Source organism: Sorangiineae bacterium MSr11954 (genome assembly GCA_037157815.1).
In the GTDB taxonomy this organism is placed as follows: domain Bacteria; phylum Myxococcota_A; class Polyangia; order Polyangiales; family Polyangiaceae; genus Pendulispora; species Pendulispora albinea.
Window position 1 is genome coordinate 6,057,247 of the sequence record CP089984.1, and the last position, 22,878, is coordinate 6,080,124.

Genomic DNA, 22,878 nt, shown 5'->3' on the forward strand with positions numbered 1-22,878 from the left:
GTGCATAAAGCTTCGCCGAGAGGCCCCCTGCCCCTTGCTCCCCGGCTCGAATTTTGTGGGCTCGTCGCAATAGCTCGATGCGCTGGGTCAATCACCGAATCGAGCCGCCCTAACACCGGTTTCAGATGCAGACCGGATTGGGCCCATACTGAACCGTAGGTCGTATCACAAAGTTCATGCAGCGTTAAGCGCCAGTGACGTTCGTGTGACCAAAAAAGAGCAACTTCACCAAATTAAGGCCGACGCGGAGTGAATCGGGTGCGCGGGTGGCGGATGCGGGTGAGTCCAGCCTTCGCGCGGCGGCATCGTTATGGAAGGGGAGGACGGCTTGGGGCCGTGCGAAAGAAGTGGTCTAATGGAATCCTCGGTCGCGAGGCGAGCCGTCACAAGGCGACCGGGAGAACGAGTCGAATGCTCAGCGCGGACTTCGAGGATCCTTTCGATCTCGTCGGGGACGTGCTCGACGGCCAGTTTCGCGTCGATCGCTTCGCCGGCGAAGGTGATTTCACGGTCGTGTATCGAGGACATCACCTCGGTGTGGACGCGCCCGTGGCCATCAAATGTCTGAACGTCCCACCTACATTGGATGCGGCGCTCTTGGAGCCCTTCCTGGAGAGCTTCCGCGATGGGGCCCGGCTGCACTACCGACTTGCGCTCGGCAACTTGCATATCGCGCGGAGCATCGCGTTTGGGACCACGATGGCCCCGCGTACCGGTCAATCGGTTCCCTACCTGGTCCGTGAGTGGTTGGAGGGGTGTTCGCTCGCCACCGACTTCGAGGAGCGCGCCAAAGAGGGGTTACGTTCTCGCACCTTGCGTGAGGTTATCGCACTCCTCGATTCAGCCGCCGAAGCCTTGGCGTATGCGCACGCGCAAGGGGTGGTGCACCACTCGATCAACCCGCGGAACCTGTTCGTGGTGCCGACCCTCGAGGGGCGGGTCGTCAAGGTGCTGGACTTCGGCGTCGCCAAGTTGCTCAACGAGCACTCCGTCGGCACGGTCAGCGCGACGAGCGGCGTGACGCACGCGCATGCGTTCGAGGGTGCCGGCCTTCGCGTGATGTTTCCGAGCTACTCGGCGCCCGAGCAGATCGATCGGCGCTTTGGCACGCCGGGTGCGGCCACCGATGTGTACGCGCTCGCGCTGGTGATCTACGAGGCGCTCGCCGGCGCGCCGGTGGTGCCGCACAATATGCTGTTCGCCGACGTGCTCCAGACCTTTCAGCCGAATCAGCGGCCTACGGCGCGGGGGCTCGGTGTGTCGATCTCCGGCCAGGCGGAGGCGGTGCTCGCGCAGGCACTGGCGCTCGAGCCGAGCGTGCGGCATGGCAACGCGGCGGAATTTTGGCGCGAGTTGAAGAATGCGCTGCGCGAAGAGTCGAGCGGGAAGGTGCGACTTCGGGCGTCGTATGTGTCGGGGCCGCGCTCGGCGCGGGCGCTACGCAAGGGGCATGAGGGGCATGGGGCGGGCGTGGAGGTGGCTGCTGGGCGCGGCGTGGAGGCGCTTGGCGCGGGCGGGCGTGAGGCGCTTGCCGGGCGTGGCGCAGAGGCGCTTGGCGCGGGCGGGCGTGAGGCGCTTGCCGGGCGTGGCGTGGAGGCGCTGGGCGCGGGCGGGCGTGAGGCGCTTGCCGGGCGTGGCGTGGAGGCGCTGGGCGCGGGCGGGCGTGAGGCGCTTGCCGGGCGCGGCGCAGAGGCGCTTGGCGTGGGCGGGCGTGAGACACTTGCCGGGCGCGGCGTGGAGGCGCTGGGCGCAGGCGGGCGTGAGGCGCTTGCCGGGCGCGGCGTGGAGGCGCTTGGCGCGGGCGGGCGTGGCGCAGAGGCGCTTGGCGCGGGCGGGCGTGAGACACTTGCCGTGCACGGGGCGGACGCGCATGGCGCAGGCGGGCGTGAGGCGCTTGCCGGGCGCGGCGCGGAGGCGCGTGAGGGGCATAGGGCGGAGGAGCATGTGGCGTACGGAGCCACGGCGCCGCGGGCGGGCTTGCAGGGGGCAGCCGGCGTGCATGGAGCCTCGGCGCCGCGGGCGGGCTTGCAGGGGGCGGCCGACGTGCGTGGAGCCTCGGCGCCGCGGGCGGGCTTGCAGGGGGCGGCCGGCGTGCACGGGTCCGGCGAGTCGGAGGCGGGGTGGCGTGAGGAACGGACCGCTCCGCGCGCGCGGGTCCCAACGCCGTCCGGGATGTCGGCGGCGCTGACGGATCCTTCACCGAGGGAGCGGCGCATCTGGCTTTTGCCGGTGGTCGCGGGTACGGCGATCGCGGTATCGGCGCTTCTTTGGGCTGCGGTTCTCTTCTGGCGCGGCGCCCCCGCGCGACCGAGGCTCGTCGCGGCCCTATCGGCATCGGCGTCCTTCGCGACACGAGCGCCCCTTTCCTCGGCGGCCGCCTCGTTGGCGGCGGCGCCCCCGGCGCTGCCATCGGCGACGGCTGCGACGGCCGCGCCTGCCGTGCGTCCGGCAGAGCCACCGGTTTCCGCGGCTGCCGCCACGCCGGCACTGGCGAGCGCTCCGCGCCCGCGTCCTGTGCGCCGGCGTGAGACGTTCCCACGCGAGGAGGCTGCGCGCGCCTTCGAGCGCGTGGCGGCCGATTTCGCGAGCTGCGCGATGCCTGGCGGACCGCATGGCCCGGGGAGCGTCCGCGCGCGCTTCAACAGCGACGGCACCCTTCTGCACGTGACCCTGGCCCCGCCTTACGCGGGAACGCCCACGGGTACGTGCATTGTACAACGATTCGAGACGATCACCGTGAGCCCCTTCGCGACCCCATCGGTGGCGTTCAACTACGTCTTTACGACCATCCCCTGATCGGGATCGTCACGGCTGTTTCGGTGCATCCGCCGAATCGGTGGTCGTGTAGAACCACGTGCACTCACCGGCCGCATCCCAGTAGAACTCGACGTAGCTGTCGGAGTGAACGGCGGCCGCGGCCTGCACCACCACGGGGTTGCTCGTCAGACAGGTCCCCTTGCGGCCCGCCGCATCCATCGCCGTGCACGACATTTCGATGCTGCCGGTGCCTTTGGAGCCTCCGACCGTGCAGAAGATGCGGCTCACGCCGTCGGCACCATTGCGCGCGGCACCGAAGCTGCCAAGGGCATGACGACCGGCGAGATCGACGGTAACAGGCCGACTCACCTTGGCGCCGGCATGTGCAACGGCAGCAACACCAAGACCGATCAGGGCGCCAACGGGTGCGAGCACGGAGAGCAAACGAACGAATTTCATCGAATCGGCATACCACGCACCACGCGCGCGCGACGAGGAGCGTCCGCGCGCGCGACGAGCAACGTCCGGCGCGCGCGACAAGGAGCGTCACTCGTCCACGACGACGAGCATCACTCATGCACGGCCCGAGGCGCCCAGCGCGCACGACAAGAAGCGTCACTCGTCCACGACGACGAGCATCACTCATGCACGGCCCGAGGCGTCCAGCGCGCACGACGAGAAGCGTCTCTCATCCACGACGACGAGCATCACTCATGCACGACCAGGAGCGTCCCTTCGCGATCGCCCGAGGAGAACACGCCGTGCCATCCCTCGGGGAGCTTGGGTTCGACCCAGTTGAAGACGGTGCGGGCATCGGCCGGCGCCATGTTGATGCAGCCGTGGCTATGCTGATGGCCAAACTGCCCGTGCCAAAAGGCTCCGTGGAGCGCGTAGCTCCCTTGGTAGTACATGACCCAGGGCACGTCCTCGATCGAGTACGGCCCCACGCCTGCGACGTCGCCGTCCATGGTGGCCGTGACGTGCTTCTCGCGAATGCGGAAGGTGCCGGACGGGGTCGCGTAGTCGTGCTCTTTGTCGTACGCGTTGTGACGGCCCGAGGAGATGTAGGTCGCGAACACGGGCATGTCGCCTTCGAGCGCGATCAGGAGCTGCTGCGTGAGGTTTACGTCGAGCCATTTTTCGTTGGGACCGACTTCGGCGGGCCTGGGCGATGGCCTCACCTCGGTGACATCGGGCGTGCGGATCCAGAAGCCCTCGGTGGTCTCGCGCATCGCGACCCCGCCGTACACGAACGATGCACCCGTGAGCCCCGCGGCGCGGCGGCGCGGGAGCGCTTCGCCCCACGTCACCTTCTTCTTCTCGGGGTCGACCGTGTATTTGCGGGCGCCGTCGAAGCGCACGATCACCACGGTCCCCCGCGCAAAGGGCGCGCCGGCATCGCCTGCGGCAGGTGCGGGCGCCGCGGGAGCACCGCGATCCACGGTGGCCCCCGCGTCCGTTTCGGCGCCGGCATCGGCGTCGCTGCCGGGGGCGGGTCCGCTTCCAAACCACGTGCCGTGGTACTCGGTGAGCGGCTGCTGGAGCATGATGCGATCGAAGGGAACGGCCAGCCCACCGGTGGTGCGCCACCAATGCGCGTTGGCGGCTTTGAAATCCTTGTCGAGGGCCAGGTAGAAGCCGCGCACCATCCGGCGCACGAGAACACCGCGGCCGCGCAGCTCGTCGAGCGCCACCTTCGGCTTTCCGCCATCGGTCTGGCGCATGAACCAGGGCGTTGCCGAGGCCGCGGCCGAAGGGCCCGTACTCTTGCGCGCGGGCGGCGCCGGAACGGGGAGCGACTCGCCCTCCTCGCTCGCGCCCGAGGAGCCACCGCTCGATGCCCCCTCGCCCGACGACTCGTCGGCGCTCGGCGGCGGCGGCGGTGCGGCCACGAGCCACGGCTCGTACTTCTTTCGATCGTCGAGCGAAAGAACGCGGCGGTAGAGGGGCGTTCCGTTGGTCAAGTTGTAGCCATACCGGTATGGGAGCCCCGAGCTCAAATCCGGACCGTTTGGCGCGAGCCGCACGCGCGGGTTCTTGAGATCGAGGGTCGCCGCGCGCCCGCAGACGAAGCCTCCCTGTACGAGCTCGTACCAGCCATCGGTGCACGACTCATTGACGATGGGCGGCAGCGCCAGCACGGGCACCTTGGCACCATGGCGCAGATACCCGAAACGAATGCTCGGTTTGATGTCGCCGCGCACCCCCGCGTCGGTCTCCGGCCAGGCGGGCCCGCTCAGCACCGACGTGACCATGTTCATCGCACCGATGCGCGGACCATCGTAGGTGCCGGCCGCATAGGCTGCGCGCGCCGCCTGGGCGATCTCTTCACGGCGCACGGTGCCCGCATCGGCGAGGGTGGTCGGGGTCAGCTCCCCGCTCGCATCGGCATTGTCGGTGGTGGTGGTGTTCGATGGGGTCTTCTGGGCGCACCCGGCGCCGTTGAGGAGCGACGCGAGCGCGCCAGCTTGCGCGAGCAGCGCAATCCCAACGGAAAATCGCGCAATGGTACGATTCGAAGGCCGGGGCGGCATGGTGGGCGGATGCATAGCAAATGAGCGCGAGAAACCAAGCTCGCTTGGGCTGCATCGGAACGCCCCATGAGTCACCCCTCTTCCCGCCCGCCATTCGCAGGGGATCTACCCGCGCTCGATGTCGGAAGAGGTCGCCTGGTACTCCACGTCGATGACGATCGGGACCAGCAGCAACTCTACACCACCTACCTCCGTCGCGCCGGCTTCCGCGTCGCACAAGCGAACACCGGCATACAAGGCGTGGAGCGCGCCATCGAGCTGCACCCCCACCTCATCGTGATGGACCTGCTCATGCCATTCACCGACGGCTTCGAGGCCACCCGCCGGCTCAAACGCCTGCGCGAGACGCACGACATCCCCATTCTCGTCATCACCGCCCACGCCAACCAGGCCCCCGTCCGCCTCGCCGAAGAAGCGGGCGCGAACGCCCTGCTCGTCAAACCCGTATTACGCGAAGAGCTGCTCGGTAAAATTCAGGCGATGCTGGGTTAGGGACGTCGCTCGCGGTTTGCACCGCAGCTCGAGACGCTCCCGTCGAGGCGCGCGCCCTTCAATGACCATTCGCCCACTGCGGGACGGGTGCCTCCGATGGGCGAGGACGTTCGCTCACTGCGGGGCCCGCACCTCTGATTTCGCTCACCGCGAGGCCGCGCCTCCCGATTTCGCTCACTGCGACGCACACGCCTCCGATGACGGTTCGCTCACTGCGACGCCCGCGCCTTCGCTCGCTGCGAGGCCCGCGCCTTCGCTCGCTGCGAGGACGGCGCCTCCGATTTCGCTCACTGCGACGCGCGCGCCTCGGATGATATTTCGCTCACTGCGAGGGCCCGCGCCTCGGATGACGTTTCACTTACTGCGAGGCCCGCGTCTCCGATTTTCGCTCACTGCGAGGCCGTGCCTCCGACTTCGCTTACTGCGGGGCGGGTGCCTCCGATGGGCGAGGAAGGTTCGCTCATTGCGACGCACGCGCCCTCCGAGGACGGTTTCGCTCACTGCGACGCACGCGCCTTCGCTCACTGCGAGGCACGCGCCTTCGCTCACTGCGAGGCCCACGCCTTCGCTCGCTGCGAGAACGGCGCCTCCGATTTCGCTCACTGCGACGCACGCGCCTTCGCTCACTGCGACGCACGCGCCTTCGCTAGCTGCGACGCACGCACCTTCGCTCACTGCGACGCACGCACCTTCGCTCACTGCGACGCACGCGCCTTCGCTCACTGCGACGCACGCGACTTCGCTCACTGCGACGCCCACGCCTTCGCTCGCTGCGACGCACGCGCCTTCGCTCACTGCGACGCCCACGCCTTTCGCTCGCTGCGAGAACGGCGCCTCCGATTTCGCTCACTGCGACGCACGCACCTCCGATGACGGTTCGCTCACTGCGAGGCCCGCGCCTTCGCTCGCTGCGAGAACGGCGCCTCCGATTTCGCTCACTGCGACGCACGCACCTCCGATGACGGTTCGCTCACTGCGAGGCCCGCGCCTCCAATGACGAGGACGTTTCGCTCACTGCGAGGCCGGCGCCTCCGACGATGGCGAGGACGAGGACGACGAAGGCGGCGACGATTCGGATACCCGTTCGCGCACGCGGGTTGGATACATCGACGGTGAGAACCGCTTTGCGATCTCGGCGTAGCGTTCCGCGGCGGCGGGGTGGTCGCCGGAGTCCCAGAGCGTGTCGGCGAGGCCGAGCATGGCCGGATAGAAGGCGGGATTTTCGGCCAGCGCGCGGCGGTATGCGAGGATCGCCGCCGTTTTGTCGCCTTGGGCGCGCTCGGCATCGCCTAGCCCCGTCTGCGCCTCGAAGTTGTGCGGGGCTTTTTCGACGACGCCGCGGAAGAGCGTGCGCGCGCGCGCCGAATCGCCCGAGCGTTGTGCATTGACCGCGCGCTCGTAGGGGTTCTTCCCTTCGTCGCGTGCCGGTTTTTCCGCGGCCGGCGCGGCGCCTTCTTGCCCCGCGGCGCTGGCCGCCCGCTCGGCCTTCGAAGCACCACGCTCACCGGCGCCCGAGCTCGTGTCTGCGCGCGCGCCGGTGTCGCCACGTGAGCCGGTGTCGCCACGTGAGCCGGTGTCGCCACGTGAGCCGGTGTCGCTTCGGCGCTCGTTCACCGCCACCGGTGCCGGAGCGCTCGTCCCGATCGGCGTCGGTGCGATCGGCGTCGGTGCGATCGGGGTGGGCGCCGGTGCAACGGGCGCGACCTGGGTCGGCGCGGCGGGCGCGATCGGTGCGGCGGTGTGCTCGGCGACGGGGACCGGATCGCGTCCGTGCTCGGCATTGGCCGGCGTGGGCGGCGGCGGCGCCTTCGACTCGCCCGCCTTTTGGGCTGTTTGCGCAGACGCCTCGGCGTGGCTCGCCGGAGGACCCTCGCGGCCCACGACGATGAGGACACCGACGCCAAAGCCGGCCGCCGCGATCAGCGGGAACCACCAACGCGGAAAGCGTCGATCGGGCGGCTGCGTCAGCTGCATGCTCGCGGAGCTCGGCGTATCGCGATCGTCGTCGTAGGACGGGATCGAATAGCGCGGCGTCATCAGCCTCGGCTCTTGCTCGCGCATCGCCTCGGAAAGGTCAGGCCCTCCGTGCCCGCGACCGCGCACCGGATCGCTCGGCGCCGGCATCTCCGCGTCGGGGATCTGTCCGAACCCATCGATGTCGTAGCTGCTGGCGCCCGGCGGGTCCGGGAGCGGATAAGGCAGCGGCGGCGGCAGCGATCCCTGCGGCGAGATCTGGCCATACAGCGCAGGCGGCGTCGTCGACGGCACCCAGTTGGATGGCTGCTTCGGGATCTGCGGAATCGCGTGATGCGGGATCGCTTGGTGCACCATCGCCTGCTGCGGGTGCGCCTGATGCACCATCGCCTGCTGCGCAAATCCCTGCTGCGGGGTCGCCGAGGGATGCGGAAACGCTTGATGCGACGGCACCTCGGGCGCCATGCCCTGCGGGGTCGCGCGATGCCGCATGTCGTACGCGTCGGCGCGACGGCCTCGATCGTTTCGCTCCACGAAATCGTGGCCGCCTGGCCCGCCCACGTTCTGCGGCATGTGCCCGATATTTTGCGGCATCTGCCCCATGGCCTGCGGCGTGTGCCCGATATTTTGCGGCATGTGCCCGATATTTTGCGGCATCTGCCCCATGTTCGGCTTCGGCGTCTCGCGCATCGGCCCCACGTTCTGCGGCATCTGCGCGGCCACCGGCACCTGCGCCGCGACCGGCATGTGCGCGGCCACCGGAAGCGCCGCGGCCACCGCCTCCCACGCAGGCGTCTCGGGCTGCGCCGGAATGCCGGCCGCCACCGCCTCCCATTCGTCGTCGGCCACGTGATCTTCGGCCGCCAGCATGGCACCGCTCGGCGCACCCGCCTTGTACCCGGGCGAGGGCGACGCCCGCTTCGGAATCGGCAGCACGAACTTCGACGTGGACTGAAGCATCGCCGCCCACATCTCGTCCACGGAGTCCAACGTCGGATCGCCCGACGGCGAGGGCGTCGCGCGCACCCGCCCCATCGGCGCAACCGCCGACGGCATCGGCGGAAGCACCGGCGGCAGCTCCCGAACCGCATCGTACTTCACGGGCGCCGCCTGCGCGTGCGCCACCGAAGAAACCGGCGCTTGCGCGACCGGAACCATCGCCGCTTGCGCCACCGGAGCCGCCGCTGCGTGCCCCGACGGCGCGACCACGGCTTGCGCCGTCGCTTGCACGACCGGCGCCGACGGCGCCACCTTGTGCAACCCCGGCGCCGTCCGCGGCGCCGACGACGGATACAGCCCCGGACACGTCGGCGACATCGACGCAAAGCGCGGCTTTCGACCAGCCTCCGCCACCTTCGGAATCTCCGCCACCACCTTCGGACCCTCCGCCACCTTTCGAACCGCCACCGGCGCAGACGCCATGGCCGCAGACGTCATCGGCGCAGACGCCATGGCCGCAGCCGTCATCGGCGCGGACGCCATCGGCGCAGGCGCCGGCGGCAACCCCGGCGACGTACGATTCGTCCTCACGCCCTGCGCAACCGATGCAACCTGCGCAACCGGCGCGACCATCCCCGGAACCGTCCCCTCCGGCCCCATCCTCCGCGAGCCCGCCGCCCCCGCACCGGCGGCCCCCGCGCCCGCTGCACGCCCACCGGCGGCCCCCGCGCCCGCTGCACCCGCGCCGGCGGCCCCCGCACCCACCGCCCCCGCAGGCCCACGCGCCGTCGCCGGCGCCGCATCGTTGGCCGCAAACGTCGGCACCCGCGCATTGACGGGCAGCGCAAACACCCCCCCCGGTGTGATATGCCGCGCCCGCGCCCTCCCACGCGGCCCCGAAGGCGGAACGGGCGTCTGCCGCAGCAGCGCGCTCGCGCTGGCCGTTGCCTTGGGTTGCGTGCCGAATCCGCCCACGTTGGTGGTCCTTCCTCCATGCCCCCCCGTGATGTGCCCCGGCAAAGGGATCCCCGACAGGGTCGTCTCACGCGTTGGCGCTGCGGCAGCAGCGGCCGCCGCACGACCGGCGAGGATCTGCTTTTGTGCGGCGGCGAACGCCGCGCTCGGCTCGAGATCGCAGGTCGAGACGCGCATCGGCTCCTCGCTTTCGCCCGAGAGCACTGCATCTTGCAGCTCGTTGAGGGACTCGAAAACGAGTTGATCCCCCGTGGGCGTCACGACCAGCCAGCGACTCTTCGGCTCTGCCATGTTGGGTGCACGTCGAGAGTTCACTTCACAACGGCGTCCTTGCAGCCTTGCAGAATGTCGATAGTGCCGGCTGCGTCGGCTTTGATCGAGTCACACGACGTGGGGCACAGCTGCACCTTGGCCGGCGTGCCGCCCGCCGGGTCCACGTCGTAGTGCCATCCGCCTGCGGCGTCGCATGCGGCCTCGTTGGCCACATAGGGGAAGAGCCGTTGATCGCCTCCCCCGCCGGTGAACTGCACGTTCACCTTCCCGTAGTCGGGCACGCCGGTCGAAGGCAGCGGCAGCGCGAACTCGCACGGAAGCGCGTTGCCGCGGATGGCGCTCAGCGCCTTCAAGAGCTCCAAGGATGCGTTCTGATCGGTGTTGACGATGAACGCCGTCCCCGTCCCGCCCGCGTTGGCGATCAAATCCAAGTTGGGTTTGGCTTGCGGCTCCTCGGATTGAGCGAACACACCAATGACGTACGTCTTGATGCCCGCCTCCAGCGCGCCCGCGGCGATGCTGGCGATGTTGGGCATGCTCTGATCGCACTTGGTCGGGAGCCCGTCGGTCACGAATACGCCCACGACTTTGTGCTCGGGGTGCGCCTGCATCTGCGCCTGCGCCATGTTTTCGAGCCCTTTGAGCGCGGCCGACGTGGGCGTATACCCATTGGGGAAGTGCGTGGCGAGCGAGTCGGTGACCGCCCCCGCCGCGCCCGGCAGCTCCGCAAACGCAATTTCGGGCTGCGAGTAGTCCGGGATGTTGCAGCTGTCCTGCCCGCCGGCGCAGTAGCTCGCGATCATCGGATCGCAGGTGCCGTAGTCGCCGTACGACGTCTTGCAGTCGGCGTCGGTCCGGCACTTGAACTCGCCTTCTTCGTGGCACTGCCCGAGCGTGATGCTGCAGGTCGCGCCCTGGGCGCAGTCCGTATCGGCGGTGCAGTGGTCGCCGCGCGCGTCGTTGCACGCCTTGAGCACGCACGGCCCCGCGCTTCCACACTGGGCGCTCTCCGTGCAGCGGTTGGGCATATTGTTCTGGAAGCGGGGAAAGTACTGCAGCCCGATCCCGATGCCGGATGACTTGGGATCGTTGATGAAGGAGCCCAGCGCCTTCTTCAGCACCTCCCATTTGAACTCGCCCGACTGCGTCCGGAGCCACATCGATCCCGACGAGTCGAGCATCATGGCCATGGAGAGCGGCACCGGTTTGCCCCGCTGCGAGTCGGCGGCGCACGCGTTGAACCCGCCCGAGTCGCCGCCGCCCCCGCCGTCCCTTCGCGAGTTGAACCCGCCACCACCGGGGTCGATGACGTTACCGCCTCCGCCGCTATCTGCCGTGCTCGGATCGCCTCCCGGATCCGTACTCCCCGATCCTTCTTCCGATGACCCGCACGAGGCAGCGACGCCGCCCGCCAACAACATGGCGACGACCGCCACCTTCCCTTTTTCCGAGCGCTCTGCCATCCGTCAATCCCCCACCATGAGGCGCTGCACGCGCCTCGCTGGCTCCTGGCCACGTTTCGCCGGGCCTTCGCCCCCTGTTCACAGCCGCGCCGCGACGCGGACTCCACTCCATCGTCCGATGCAGCGTCTCCTATGTAGGACGCGGCATTAACCGAATAGGTGTCGCTGGGCTTCGGACGATTTGCGTGTGGCTAGGAATCGAGGGATGGTGGGAGCGCGCGCGACGCGCGTTTTTCCGCGCGTCAGGGGGCTTGAACGGAGAGCAGCTGCGCGATCTCGTGGAGCACGATGTCGACCCGTTTTTCGGGCCTCTTCAGTTCCGCCTCGAACTCGTGCAGCGCTTTACTGAGCATGAAAACATCCAGCAGGAGCGCCACCTCCTCGATATCGGCGTGCAGGAACGAAGCGGCCGCCGTGTGTTCGAGGTACGCGCGCATGAACGTCGCCGAAATCCACGTGTACCACTGAATGGCCCACGGAAAGACCAGCGCGCGATCGGCCTCGCGCACCATCGTCACGTCGAACAACGTGGTGAACGCCGCGTGGTGGAAGGAGTGCACCATGCTCGCCACGTCCCGCAAAGGGGTTCGCTTGCGGCGCCGCTCGGCGAGCGCGCGCGAGCGCTCGCCCTCGAAGTCGAGAATCACCACGTCCCGGCCCGTATTGAGCACTTGCTCGAGGTGGTAATCGCCGTGGCAGCGCAGTCGCAGGCTGGTGAGCTTGCGCGACAGAAGCGGTTCGAAGCGCTTCAAAATGTCCGATTCGTGCGCCAGGATCGTCCGCGCCGTCTCCGCCTGCGACATGGTCAGTTGGGAAATTTCTGCGCGCATCGTACGCAGGACCGTCCCCGTGAGGTTGCGCAAACTTTGATAAACCGAGCGACGATCAAAGGATGAAAACGGCTCCGGGGCGAACGCCGGATCATCCGGCGCCGACGCCAGCGTGAGGTGCAACTCCGCCGTACGTTGCCCTAGAAGTGCACCTACATCCTTGTACGCTCCAATGAGATCTCCTACCTCCAACGGCGGGCTCTCGAACGCCATCTGGAGCAGCGGCCTCGTCGGCGCGGCCGGCGGCGCGAGCTCGCGTCCCTTGGTGAGCGCGCGCTCGTAGTAGCGGCGTAGCTCCTCGCGCGCGTGCGTCCACATCGTCCCTTCGTGCTGCACGAAGTGCTGCACCACGGCCAAGGTGGTTCGCTCGGCGCGGCCCGCGCGGTACTCGAGATCCCCCGCCACCCGCGGCACCAACTCGCTCGCGCGCGCGCCGATGAAGCGCCCCACCTCGATCTCGGGGCTCACGCCTTCCTCCAGGCGCCGGGAGAACTTGAGCACGAACCGATCGGCGAACTTCAACGTCGCGTTCAAGCTCTCCAAGGTGACCGCCCGCGGCTCGCCCACGTCGATGCCCGGCTCGGTGAACGACGCGGTGATCTCCCCCAGGCGCCCCTTCTTTCGTTCGCCCTTGGCGATGGCCTCCACCAGGGCGCGCGCCGGCTGCGGCGCCTCGAGCGCGTCCACCAGCAAGGTGCGCACGCCCTCGGACGACGAGAGGCGCATGTTGGCGATGACCGCGTGATGCGGCACGCGCGCATCGGCGGTGTTCGAGAGCGCGTCGGCCCACGTGGCGATGGGCAGCACGTAGGTCTCGGGATCGCCCTCCGCGTACTCGATGCGCAAGAACACGATGCCGACCCCGCCCTGCAGAACGAGCCGCTCGGTGAGCTGGCACGACGAGATGATCCGCCCCCGCCCGCCATACCACGGGCGCGTCTCGAGGAAGCCGAGCAGCACCTCCTCCAGGGCGTCGGGCTCGCGCTCGAACATCTCCTCCAGGGTGAGGCTCTCGAGCTGCGGGATCTCGTAGAGCGACATGCGCACCTCGTGCACGTCGGTCTTGGTCCGCTCGAGCGAGAACCAATAAAAATCGTAGCCGCCCAAGGTGAGCATGTACGGGTTGTCGCCCACGGCGGGGAACTTGGTGCGGCCGAAGAGCTCCACCGGCACCGCGCCGCGGTAGCGGGAGAGATCGAGCTCCACGTACTGCACGAAGCGCGACAAGTTGGCCACCACCAGGATGGTCTCCTCGCCGTACTCGCGGAAGAAGGCGAGGACGCGCGGGTTCTCGGGGCTCAAAAAGTCGATGGTGCCGCGCCCGAACGCGAAGAAGCGCTTTCGCAGCGCGATGAGCCGCTTGGTCCACCACAGGAGCGAGTTGGGGTTGTTCTGCTGCGCCTCGACGTTCAGCGACTCGTAGTGGTACTCGGGATCGATGATGATCGGCAAAATGAGCTTTTGCGGGTTGGCCCGCGAGAAGCCCGCGTTGCGATCCATGCTCCACTGCATGGGCGTGCGCACGCCGTTGCGATCGCCCAAATAGACGTTGTCCCCCATCCCCATTTCGTCGCCGTAATAGAGGACGGGCGTGCCCGGCAGCGAGAAGAGCAGGCCGTTGAGCAGCTCCATCTTGCGCCTGTCGTTCCCGACCAGCGGCGCCAGGCGGCGGCGGATGCCGAGGTTGATGCGCATGGCGCTGTCGTGCGCGTAGGCGCGATACATGTAATCGCGCTCCTCGTCGGTGACCATTTCGAGGGTCAGCTCGTCGTGGTTGCGCAAGAACATGGCCCACTGACAGCTCGCGTGGAGCTGCGGCGTCTGCGCCAGGATGTCGATGATCGGGAACCGATCCTCCATGTGAATCGACATGAACATCCGAGGCATGATCGGAAAGTGGAAGTTCATGTGGCACTCGTCGCCATCGCCGAAGTAGGCCGCGGCGTCCTCGGGCCACTGGTTGGCCTCGGCCAGGAGCATGCGCGCCTCGAACTTCGAATCGATGTGGCGCCGGAGCTTCTTCAGAAAGGCGTGCGTCTGCGGGAGGTTCTCACAGTTGGTGCCCTCCGCCTCGTACAAGTACGGCACCGCGTCGAGCCGCACGCCGTCGACCCCCATGCCGAGCCAGAAGTCGACCACCTGAAACAGCGCCTCCTGCACCGCCGGGTTCTCGAAATTGAGATCGGGCTGATGGGCAAAGAAGCGGTGCCAGTAATACGCCTTGGCGACCGGATCCCACGTCCAGTTGGAGGGCTCGAAGTCTTTGAAGATGATGCGCGCTTCCTGGTAGCGCTGGGGCGTCTCGCTCCACACGTAAAAGTCGCGCTCGACCGAGCCGGGCGCCGCTTTTCGCGCGCGCTGGAACCACGCGTGCTGGTCCGAGGTGTGGTTGAGAACCAGCTCGGTGATGATGTGCAGACCGCGCTTGTGCGCCTCCTCCACGAAGTGCTGGAAGTCGGCGATGGTGCCCACGTCGGGGTGCACCTCGAAGTAGTCGGAGATATCGTATCCATCGTCGCGCCCGGGGGAGGCGCAAATAGGGAGGAGCCAGAGGGCGGTGACCCCGAGGTCCTGCAAGTAATCGAGCTTCTCCGTCAGGCCGGCGAGGTCACCAATGCCGTCGCCGTTGCTATCGTAAAACGAACGCGTGCGTACTTCATAGATGACCGCGTCTTTGTACCATTGGGGATCGACGGCTTGCGGTCGGTCCGAACCGTTTCTCGCCTTGCTCTTCGCGCTCATCGGCACGACTCCGGAATTGGCTGGAAGACTTGTCTAGTAGAGGTTCAACTGCGCCCGTAGGTACGCGTCAACGAGCCCAATCGGTCGGCGAGCTCGTGGGTGAGGTCGGATTTTTGAAAGCGCCATTCCCAATTGCCCGTCGCCTGCCCCGGCCGATTCATGCGCGACTCGGAGCCCAAGCCGAGCAGATCCTGCATGGGGACGATGGCCGTGTTGGCCACGGACAATTGAACCATTCGGATCATGTCCCAATGGATGTTCGTGCCATCGGCGGCGCCGAGATAGCCAAGCGCGGCGCGGCGCTCCTTCTCGACCTGCTCCGGGGGGCGCGTGCTCTCGCCGCCGCCGGCCTCGTTGAACCAGCCGACGGTGGTGTCGTTGTCGTGGGTGCCCGTGTAGACCACCGCGCGGCGCGGATAGACGTGCGGCAAGAAGGTGGAGGCCTGGGGATCGATGCCGAACGCGAATTGAAGAACGCGGCTGCCCGGCAGCCCGAAGCTGTCGCGGAGCGCGCGCACCTTCGGGGTGGCACAGCCCAGATCCTCGGCGATGAGCGGCAGCGCGCCGAGCTCTCCCAACTTTTTCTTCACGTGCGTGAAGAACGGCGCGCCAGGCCCCTTCATCCAGCGGCCGCGTACGGCGGTCGGCTCGGTGGCGGGGATTTCCCAATATCGTTGAAAGCCGATGAAGTGATCGAGCCGCACGGCATCGAAGCGCGCCAAGGTGGTTTTGAAGCGCGCCGTCCACCAGTCGTACACATCGCGCCGGCGCGAGCGCCATCGGTAGAGGGGATTGCCCCAACGCTGGCCCGTCGCGCTGAAATAATCCGGCGGCACACCGGAGACGACCGTAGGCATGCCATTTTCGTCGAGCGCGAAGAGGTGGCGCTTTTGCCAAACATCGGCGCTGTCGTGCGACACGAAAATGGGCAAGTCGCCAATCAGCCCCACGCCGCGCTCGTGCGCATACGCACGCAACCGTCGCCAATCGCGGTTGAATCGATACTGCAAAAATCGGTGCAGCTCGATCTCGTCGCGGAGCTCCGCGCGCAGCGCCTCGAGCGCCACCGGCTCGCGCAAACGCGCCACCGCCGGCCACACCGCCCACGACGTCTCGCGGTGGGCGCTCTTGATGGCCGCGTACAAGGCGAAGTCGTCGAGCCAGTGCCGCTCTTCTTCGCAAAATGCCTCGAAGGCGTCGCGCGCTTCACCGCCGCCGCGCGTGGAGGCCGAGAATGCGGCGAACGCCGCGCGCAGATGGGCCATGCGGTACTGCGCCGAGCGCGCATAGTCCACGCGATCGTGCGGAAAGTTGGTGGCCGGGCCGCTGGGGTCGGGGCGGTCATCCCGCAAGGAGCTGCGCTCGATCAGGCCTTCCTCCGCCAAGCGATCGAGGCAGATGAGAAAGGGGTTGCCGGCGAAGGCCGATAGCGCGCTGTAGGGCGAGTTGCCGTACCCGACGGGTCCGATCGGCAGCATCTGCCACCAGCGCTGTCGGGCGGCGACCAGAAAGTCGATGAAGTGGCGCGCCGCGGCACCGAGGTCTCCCGATCCATAAGGACCCGGGAGGCTCGTCGGGTGCAGAAGGACGCCGCTCGTGCGTTCGCTAAGCTTTGGGACGTGTCGGGTCTCGTCCAAGTTCGTTCCTGGGGGGCCCGCGTGGAGCGGGGTCAATCCAGAAGACCTAGGTGCTCCAATGGGCATGCCGAGTCAATGAGGAAGTAACGCCGATTCCGCAAAAGATGCTTGTCCCACGTCGGATGCGGCCGCAATCTCGCCGACCATGAGTTTGTCTCGATTTAAGATGGCGGCGGTGGCGTTGGGTCTTGCATGGGGGGCGCCGGCGTGCGGCGGCCCCACCGAAACCGTGGGTCCCCCTGCGGCGCCCCCGCCCGGCCCGGCCGACAAAAACCCTGCCGACACCGCATCGACGGCGCCCGCCGCAAGAACGGCACCAAACTATGCCGCGCTCGGGCGCGACGAGGTGAATCGACTCGCCGTCCGGCACAACCTGCCCCTCTACTGGGTGGCGGACAAGAATCAGAACCGCGCGATGGATCCCGACGAGGTCGTGTCGCTTCTCTTTTACAGTGGTACGCCCATCGCCAAAACGCCTCGGTGGGTGGAGAATGGCAAGTTCACACCGGCGTTCGACACAGCCTTCGCCAAGCTCCTTCAAGGCGAGCCTCCGGCGCCGTCCGGCGCGGCCGCGGGTGAGTTGGAGCGCCGCAAGCTCGTGGCCGAAGATCTGGACCAAGGCTACGTGTCGCTCGTGCAGACCGATCTCACGGGCCTCTCGGCCGAGGAAAAGACGTTCGCGCGCCACATCTTCGCAGCGTCGGACCTGATCGACACCTTGTACCTCACGCAAAAAGGCGTGCTCGGGCTGAGCAAGGATCTGCCGGCCGACGATCCGGCGAGCGCGGCGCTCTTCTACCGCAATCGCGGGCCGAAGTGCGCGGGCCCGAAGACCGAGAAGAACCCGGCCTGCAGCGCCATCCCCGGCGCCGCCCCGCTGGTCGATGTGTACCCGCGCGCGCTGCAGAGCCAGGCGAAGTTCTGCGACACCTTGGAGAAGAACCCCAACTCCAAGAAGCTGCTCGATCCCTTCACCGTCGTGCGCGACAACGGCGGGAAGCTGGAGCCGGTACCGTACAGCCAAGCGTACAAGGACACGATGGCGGCGATCGCGGGCGAGCTTCGCGCGGCGGCCGCGGCGCTGGTCGATCCCAAAGAGGCGGCGCTCAAAGCGTACACCGCGGCGGCGGCGCAGGCGTTCCTCGACAACGATTGGTTCCGGGCCGACGAAGCCTGGGCCAAGATGTCGGCGCAAAACTCGAAGTACTACCTGCGCATCGGCGCCGACGAGACCTACTGGGAGCCCTGCTCGCACAAGGCGGGCTTTCACGTGTCGTTCGCGCTCATCAACCGCGACTCCCTGGCGTGGCAGGCGAAGCTGGCGCCCGTGCAGCAAGAGATGGAAAAGTCGCTGGCCGCGCGCATCGGTGGCCCATACAAGGAGCGCAAGGTCAGCTTCCACTTGCCGGACTTCATCGACATCGTGATCAACGCCGGCGACGATCGCCAGCCCATCGGCGGCACCGCGGGGCAAAGCTTGCCCAACTTCGGACCGGTGGCGGGCGAGAGCCGGGGGCGCACGATGGTGATGTCCAACCTGTTCTCGGATCCGGATTCGCTCCGCTTCCGCCGCAAGCAAGCCGAGTCGCTCTTGAGCAAGGAGACGATGGCCATCTACCAAGACGACTCCAAAGCGAGCTTGCTCACCGTCATCCTGCACGAGGCTACGCACAACCTGGGGCCCGCCGCCAAGTACAGCTACAAAGGCCAAACGACGCAGCAGGCGTTCGGCGGCGGCCTGGCATCCATGATGGAGGAGCTCAAGGCCGAGACCGGGGCCTTCTACTTCGCCGAGCTCCTCAAGAAGCGCTCCATCATCGCCGCCGATGCCGCGCATCGCGCCCATCTCCAAGGCGTCATTTGGGCCTTCGGCCAGATCTCACGCGGCATGTACGCGCCCACCGGCGAGCGAAAGCCCTACGGCCAACTCGCCGCCATCCAGCTCGGCTTCCTGATGGACGAAGGCGCCATCTCCTTCGACCCCGCCGCCCTCGCCGCCAACGGCGAAGACAAAGGCGCCTTCACGCTTCACCCGGACAAATTCGGCGCCGCCGCCGACAAGCTGATGAAGGTCGTGGGCCAAGCCATGGCCACCGGCGACAAGAACGCCGTCCTCGCCCTGACGAAGAAATACGTCGACGGCAAGCTGGTCCCCATGGACGCCATCACGGAGCGCGTGACGCGTCAGCCCAAGGCGAGCTTGGTGTATGCGGTCGATCTGTAGTCGGCCCGGAAGGTGACATCGTCCGAGCGCGCGGAAAGCTCCGTCCGGAAGCGCGCTCGGAACGCTCCGTCTGGAGCCGCGCTCGGAGAGGTCCGTGCGCTTGGGAACGCCGTTCCGTAAGCGATTCGATAAGCGTGCTCCCGGGGAGACGTTGGGTGGCGACCGTCCGCTTACTTCTTCTCGAGAAACGCCTTGAAGTAACCCTTGCTGTACGCCACGTACGCGGCCGCCGCGAGCACCAGAAGCACCACCAGCGCGCGCACCATCGCGCCGGCGCTGCTGCCCTTGCTCTCCTTTTGCGGTCGAAGGTTGCTCAAGAACGCCGGCTGATTCTCGACCTCACGCGGCACCACCATGGCGCGCGGGCTCGCAGGCTCGGAGGCGGGTGCCGGCGGCGCCGAAGACACCTCGCGCGACGGCGGATAGGCATCGAAGGGAATGGTCGCCGGACGCGTCTTGGGCGAGCTCTCCGCGGCCGCCTTGTCGGCGGCCGCCTTGTCGGCCGCGAGCTGCTGCGCAGGCTTCGATGCCCCGGTGCGCGGCGGCTGCATGAGCGGCCGGGTCGGCTCCTCGATGTCCTCGAGGTAGACGTCCTTGGTGCCGTTGCCATCGGCCGCCAAATCGAACTTGGGCCGCGGCGGCTCGGACACTTCGACCGACGGGGTCGCCGACGCCGAAACCGCGGGCGCCTTGGCGGCCGCGCTATCGGTCGCCGGCCAGGAGTCCGGAAACGTCGGAACGCGGTTCATGGCGGCCGCTGCCGCCGCGACCTCTTCGGCCGAGACGGGCGCGGTCATCTCGGGGGAGACGTGGATGCGCGGCGGCGGCTGCTGTTGCTGCTCCGCGGCCAGCGGGTTGATGGCCGTGGCCGTCGGCGTCAGGATCACCTCGCGCGGCGTTCCCAGCGCAGGCAACGTGGGCGCAGCCGCAACGGGCAACGGCGCAGGCTCGGTGGCCACCGGCTGACGGCGCGGCGAGAGCGGAGGCGTCTGGCTGATCCGCCCTGCATCGCTCGCCCGACCCGCGTCGCTCACCCGACCCGCGTCGCTCACCCGACCCGCGTCGCTCACCCGACCCGCGTCGCTCACCCGCGCAGCCTCGCTGATCCGCCCCGCTTCGCTGATCCGCGCAGCCTCACTGATCCGCCCGACATCGCTCACCCGACCCACGTCTTCGGCGACCGCCCGCGGCGGCGCAGCGGCCGCAAGCGGCGTACGCCGCGGAGACGGCGTGGACATGGGCGGCACGGGACGCGTGGGCAGCGTATGCGGCGTATGCTGCGGCGGGGGAACCTCCACGGGAACGGGACGCCTTCGCGTCGCGGGCGACTCGTCGGCACGAGGTGCCGCGATGGTCACGGCCCCCGATTCATGTGCACGTGGTTGCGATGCTCTTCGTTGAACACGCTCGAGCAAAGCCTCGAGCTTCGCCACTTTTTCTGCCCGACCCATAGCGCCCCAAGGTACGGGGCCCGCGACAACGCTGTCAAACGTCCAGGACCTATTCTTGCTCAATCTTACTCAACGCGACGCAAGACCAGGTGTTTTCCCGGGCGGCGCGCGCACCACGAACGCCACCAGATCCCCCTCCTCGATGCGCTCGAAGCGTACTCCGGCGAGCTCCAACCGCTCCCGAATGGTCACTTCCGACTCCTCCGAACGCCATCGGTCCACCAGGTACGCATATTCCCCTCCCCGCGCGAACACCTCCCGGTACGGCCGATACCGATCCTGCGCCAGGTGCGAGGGCACCACGATGGGGTCCTCCCGAAAGACGAACGTCTCCCGATACGCCACCCAATAGTCGGCCATGGCCACGTGCACCCCCAGCCCCCGCAGCCGCGCGCCCATCGCCTCGTCGTCGCGCGAGAGGTTCGTGCGAACGGCAAACCCCTCGGTGGCCGGCGCATAGGCCACCCATCCCCCCACGGCCGCCGACACCAGGTACGGGGCCACGCACCAGGCAAACCGTCGGGTGGTCAGCGCATACGCCGCCGGCGCCAGCGCAAACGGCAGCAAAAGCATCATGGCTACCAAGTAGCGCGCGGAAAAATGGTCCATGACCATGGGCGAAAGCAGAAAGCCCCCCACGGTGAGCGGCACCGCCACCAGCCCCACGAGGCCAATCCGCCGCACCGCCCAGGGCACCCGTGGCGCGAAGGCGGCCACCACCAACAACCCCCCCAGCGCCACCACCCCGAGCCACTGCACGGCCACCACCGCCGGAGGCGCCACCCACGGCACGTAATCCATCTCGTGAAGCGGCGCGTAAACCTTGGTCCCGAGCACCCACGGCAGACACGCCTCGCGCAAAATGGCGAAGTTGTGCGCGAGCACGTCCATCGTCAGCTTGGTCTCCCCATGCCGCGATCCGGGGCTCGAAAGCAGCAGCGCCAGCGGCATGGTCCCTACGACCATCCCCACCACCCCCGCACCGACCCGGGCCGCCGTTGCGCCCAGCGCGCGCGTCCCCCCCCACGCCGCGAACACCAGGTGCAGCCCGATCAGCGGCAGAAAGATCAACGCGTAAGGATCGGCGAAGCAGGCCACGACGGAGAGCACCCCACCCGCCGCGGCGCGCGTCCGAGCCCCGCGCGCGCGGTCGGCGCCATCGAGCACGAACAACGCCGCGAACACCAAGGTCAGCGCCGCTTGCCGCGGCGGGTACAGCGCATTGCCATGCACCGCCGCCGGGCAGAAGATCAGCGGCAACACCAACCACGCCGCGCACGCCTTCGACACATAGCGCGCCAGGGTGCCGTAGGCCAACAAGGTCAGCACCACATGCCCGACCAGCGCCGACAGCATCAGCGCGAACGGCGTCGGGCCGAGCACGGCGAACCAGGCGGCCGCCACCAGCGAGTCGACCGACGTCTGGTACGTGCTCCCAAAGAGCAGCCACGCAAACTCGCCCCGCAGGATGTGCATCGCCTGCAGGCCCACGATGGCCGCGTCCGAGTTCGTATCCGCCGCCTCGAGCAGCGGCGGCAACCGATACACGAACGAGAGCACCACCACGACCCACGCCGCGCGATGCTCCCGAACCCAGCGCCCGAGCGCCTCTTTTGCTTCTACGAGTCGAATCCGGCTCTTCTAATCGTCGAAATAAAAGTGGTCTACTCCATACGCGATCGCGCGCACCGTCTTGGCGTAGTCGACGCGACGGTCGCGCTCGCGTCGGGGGATGGGCGGTGGAACACGGCGCAGGCCGCCGCGCAGGATATGGCGGGCGATCGCGTTCAGGCGAAAGGAGACGCCCAGGCAGCGACCGCGGTCGCCTGCGCGCCGGCCCTCGAGGATGCGGGCGACCCGCCCTTGGGCCGCGAATAGAATTCCGAAATCGCTCGCGCGAAATGAGACCATCAGCTCGTCGCCGAGGCTCACGTCGGACTCGGAGGGAACCAGGATGCCCTCGGGTGAAAGATCGATCGAGCGCCGGGCCACCAGCTTCATGTCCCGCTCGCGCACGATCTGGCAGGGCACCTCGATCGCGTGGCGCATCACCGAGCGTTGCTGGAGCAACGCCATCGAAAGGCCGGCGGTCTTCACGCCGCGCCCATCATGATGCGGGCCACCGACTCCGCGTAGTCCATGCGCGGCTCGCGCCCGGGCAAGGTCGGCGGGTACCGGTAGAGGCCCGCCTTCACATAGCTCGAGTCGATCCGCCCGAAGCGCGAGAAGCGCAGCCCCAGCGCGCCGCGACCGCGATCCCCCGGCCTTCGCCCGTGCACCACGCGCGCGACCGTGGCCTCCGCATCGAACCACGCGCGCAGGTTGGGCACGCGAAAGCTCACCAGCACCTCCTCCCCCGTGAGAACGCGCTGGTCCGTCAGCACCAGCATCCCGTCCGCCGAGAGATCGATGGCCTGCTCGCCGAGCAGCTTGAAGTCGCGCTCGCGCACCACTTGGCAATCGAAGCGCACCGCATGCCTCGGAGTCTTCCGCTCACGCACCGGGACCAAAAAACCGCCCATGCCGATGACCTCCACGGGCCAACCCTATCCCCCCGGCATGGGCTCGGTCTAATTTGCTGACATCG

General features: G+C 68.1%; 13 protein-coding genes. 3 read left to right on the forward strand and 10 right to left on the reverse strand.

Annotated elements, in window-relative coordinates:
* Positions 1-411 precede the first annotated feature (411 nt).
* Positions 412-2,796: a protein kinase gene (locus tag LZC94_23295; protein WXB20131.1), complete on the forward strand. Its 2,385-nt coding sequence runs from the start codon at positions 412-414 to the stop codon at positions 2,794-2,796.
* A 9-nt stretch (positions 2,797-2,805) separates the two neighbouring features.
* Here LZC94_23295 and LZC94_23300 read toward each other — a convergent pair whose 3' ends face one another.
* Positions 2,806-3,216, reverse strand: a complete 411-nt coding sequence (locus LZC94_23300; protein ID WXB20132.1) for a hypothetical protein — start codon at positions 3,214-3,216, stop codon at positions 2,806-2,808.
* Between the two features lie 248 nt (positions 3,217-3,464).
* Positions 3,465-5,291 (reverse strand): L,D-transpeptidase, encoded by a 1,827-nt coding sequence (locus tag LZC94_23305; GenBank protein WXB20133.1) that lies wholly within the window; start codon positions 5,289-5,291, stop codon positions 3,465-3,467.
* Between the two features lie 66 nt (positions 5,292-5,357).
* Here LZC94_23305 and LZC94_23310 point away from each other — a divergent pair, with 66 nt between their 5' ends.
* Positions 5,358-5,783, forward strand: a complete 426-nt coding sequence (locus LZC94_23310; protein WXB20134.1) for a response regulator — start codon at positions 5,358-5,360, stop codon at positions 5,781-5,783.
* 1,011 nt (positions 5,784-6,794) lie between these two features.
* Here LZC94_23310 and LZC94_23315 read toward each other — a convergent pair.
* The 4 genes from LZC94_23315 to malQ all read right to left on the reverse strand — a co-directional run bounded on the left by LZC94_23315 (position 6,795) and on the right by malQ (position 16,652).
* Positions 6,795-9,962, reverse strand: coding sequence for a tetratricopeptide repeat protein (locus LZC94_23315; protein WXB20135.1), 3,168 nt, complete (start codon positions 9,960-9,962; stop codon positions 6,795-6,797).
* Between the two features lie 20 nt (positions 9,963-9,982).
* Positions 9,983-11,407, reverse strand: coding sequence for a VWA domain-containing protein (locus tag LZC94_23320; GenBank protein ID WXB20136.1), 1,425 nt, complete (start codon positions 11,405-11,407; stop codon positions 9,983-9,985).
* A 242-nt stretch (positions 11,408-11,649) separates the two neighbouring features.
* Positions 11,650-14,979: a maltose alpha-D-glucosyltransferase gene (treS, locus tag LZC94_23325; protein ID WXB20137.1), complete on the reverse strand. Its 3,330-nt coding sequence runs from the start codon at positions 14,977-14,979 to the stop codon at positions 11,650-11,652.
* Between the two features lie 44 nt (positions 14,980-15,023).
* Positions 15,024-16,652, reverse strand: coding sequence for a 4-alpha-glucanotransferase (malQ, locus tag LZC94_23330; protein ID WXB20138.1), 1,629 nt, complete (start codon positions 16,650-16,652; stop codon positions 15,024-15,026).
* 139 nt (positions 16,653-16,791) lie between these two features.
* Here malQ and LZC94_23335 point away from each other — a divergent pair, with 139 nt between their 5' ends.
* Positions 16,792-18,840 carry a hypothetical protein gene (locus LZC94_23335; GenBank protein WXB20139.1) on the forward strand — a complete coding sequence of 683 codons (2,049 nt, stop codon included), beginning with the start codon at positions 16,792-16,794 and terminating at the stop codon, positions 18,838-18,840.
* A 170-nt stretch (positions 18,841-19,010) separates the two neighbouring features.
* Here the strand turns inward: LZC94_23335 and LZC94_23340 are convergent, their stop codons facing one another.
* From LZC94_23340 to LZC94_23355, 4 genes are all read right to left on the reverse strand, one after another.
* Positions 19,011-20,078, reverse strand: coding sequence for a hypothetical protein (locus LZC94_23340; protein WXB20140.1), 1,068 nt, complete (start codon positions 20,076-20,078; stop codon positions 19,011-19,013).
* 282 nt (positions 20,079-20,360) lie between these two features.
* Positions 20,361-21,857 (reverse strand): hypothetical protein, encoded by a 1,497-nt coding sequence (locus LZC94_23345; GenBank protein ID WXB20141.1) that lies wholly within the window; start codon positions 21,855-21,857, stop codon positions 20,361-20,363.
* Positions 21,858-21,932: 75 nt separating this feature from the next.
* A complete protein-coding gene (locus LZC94_23350; protein WXB20142.1) occupies positions 21,933-22,388 on the reverse strand; it encodes a PilZ domain-containing protein in 456 nt (151 codons plus the stop codon).
* On the reverse strand, positions 22,385-22,828 hold the full coding sequence (locus LZC94_23355; GenBank protein ID WXB20143.1) for a PilZ domain-containing protein: 444 nt from the start codon (positions 22,826-22,828) through the stop codon (positions 22,385-22,387). Before LZC94_23355 ends, LZC94_23350 begins: the two co-directional genes overlap by 4 nt.
* Positions 22,829-22,878: the final 50 nt, after the last annotated feature.

Coding starts and splice junctions, on each gene's coding strand:
- LZC94_23300 (WXB20132.1), bottom strand. CDS start 3,216: ATGAAATTCGTTCGTTTGCTCTCCGTGCTCGCACCCGTTGGCGCCCTG.
- LZC94_23310 (WXB20134.1), top strand. CDS start 5,358: ATGAGTCACCCCTCTTCCCGCCCGCCATTCGCAGGGGATCTACCCGCG.
- LZC94_23305 (WXB20133.1), bottom strand. CDS start 5,291: ATGCCGCCCCGGCCTTCGAATCGTACCATTGCGCGATTTTCCGTTGGG.
- LZC94_23340 (WXB20140.1), bottom strand. CDS start 20,078: ATGTCCACGCCGTCTCCGCGGCGTACGCCGCTTGCGGCCGCTGCGCCG.
- treS (WXB20137.1), bottom strand. CDS start 14,979: ATGAGCGCGAAGAGCAAGGCGAGAAACGGTTCGGACCGACCGCAAGCC.
- LZC94_23295 (WXB20131.1), top strand. CDS start 412: ATGCTCAGCGCGGACTTCGAGGATCCTTTCGATCTCGTCGGGGACGTG.
- LZC94_23320 (WXB20136.1), bottom strand. CDS start 11,407: ATGGCAGAGCGCTCGGAAAAAGGGAAGGTGGCGGTCGTCGCCATGTTG.
- LZC94_23315 (WXB20135.1), bottom strand. CDS start 9,962: ATGGCAGAGCCGAAGAGTCGCTGGCTGGTCGTGACGCCCACGGGGGAT.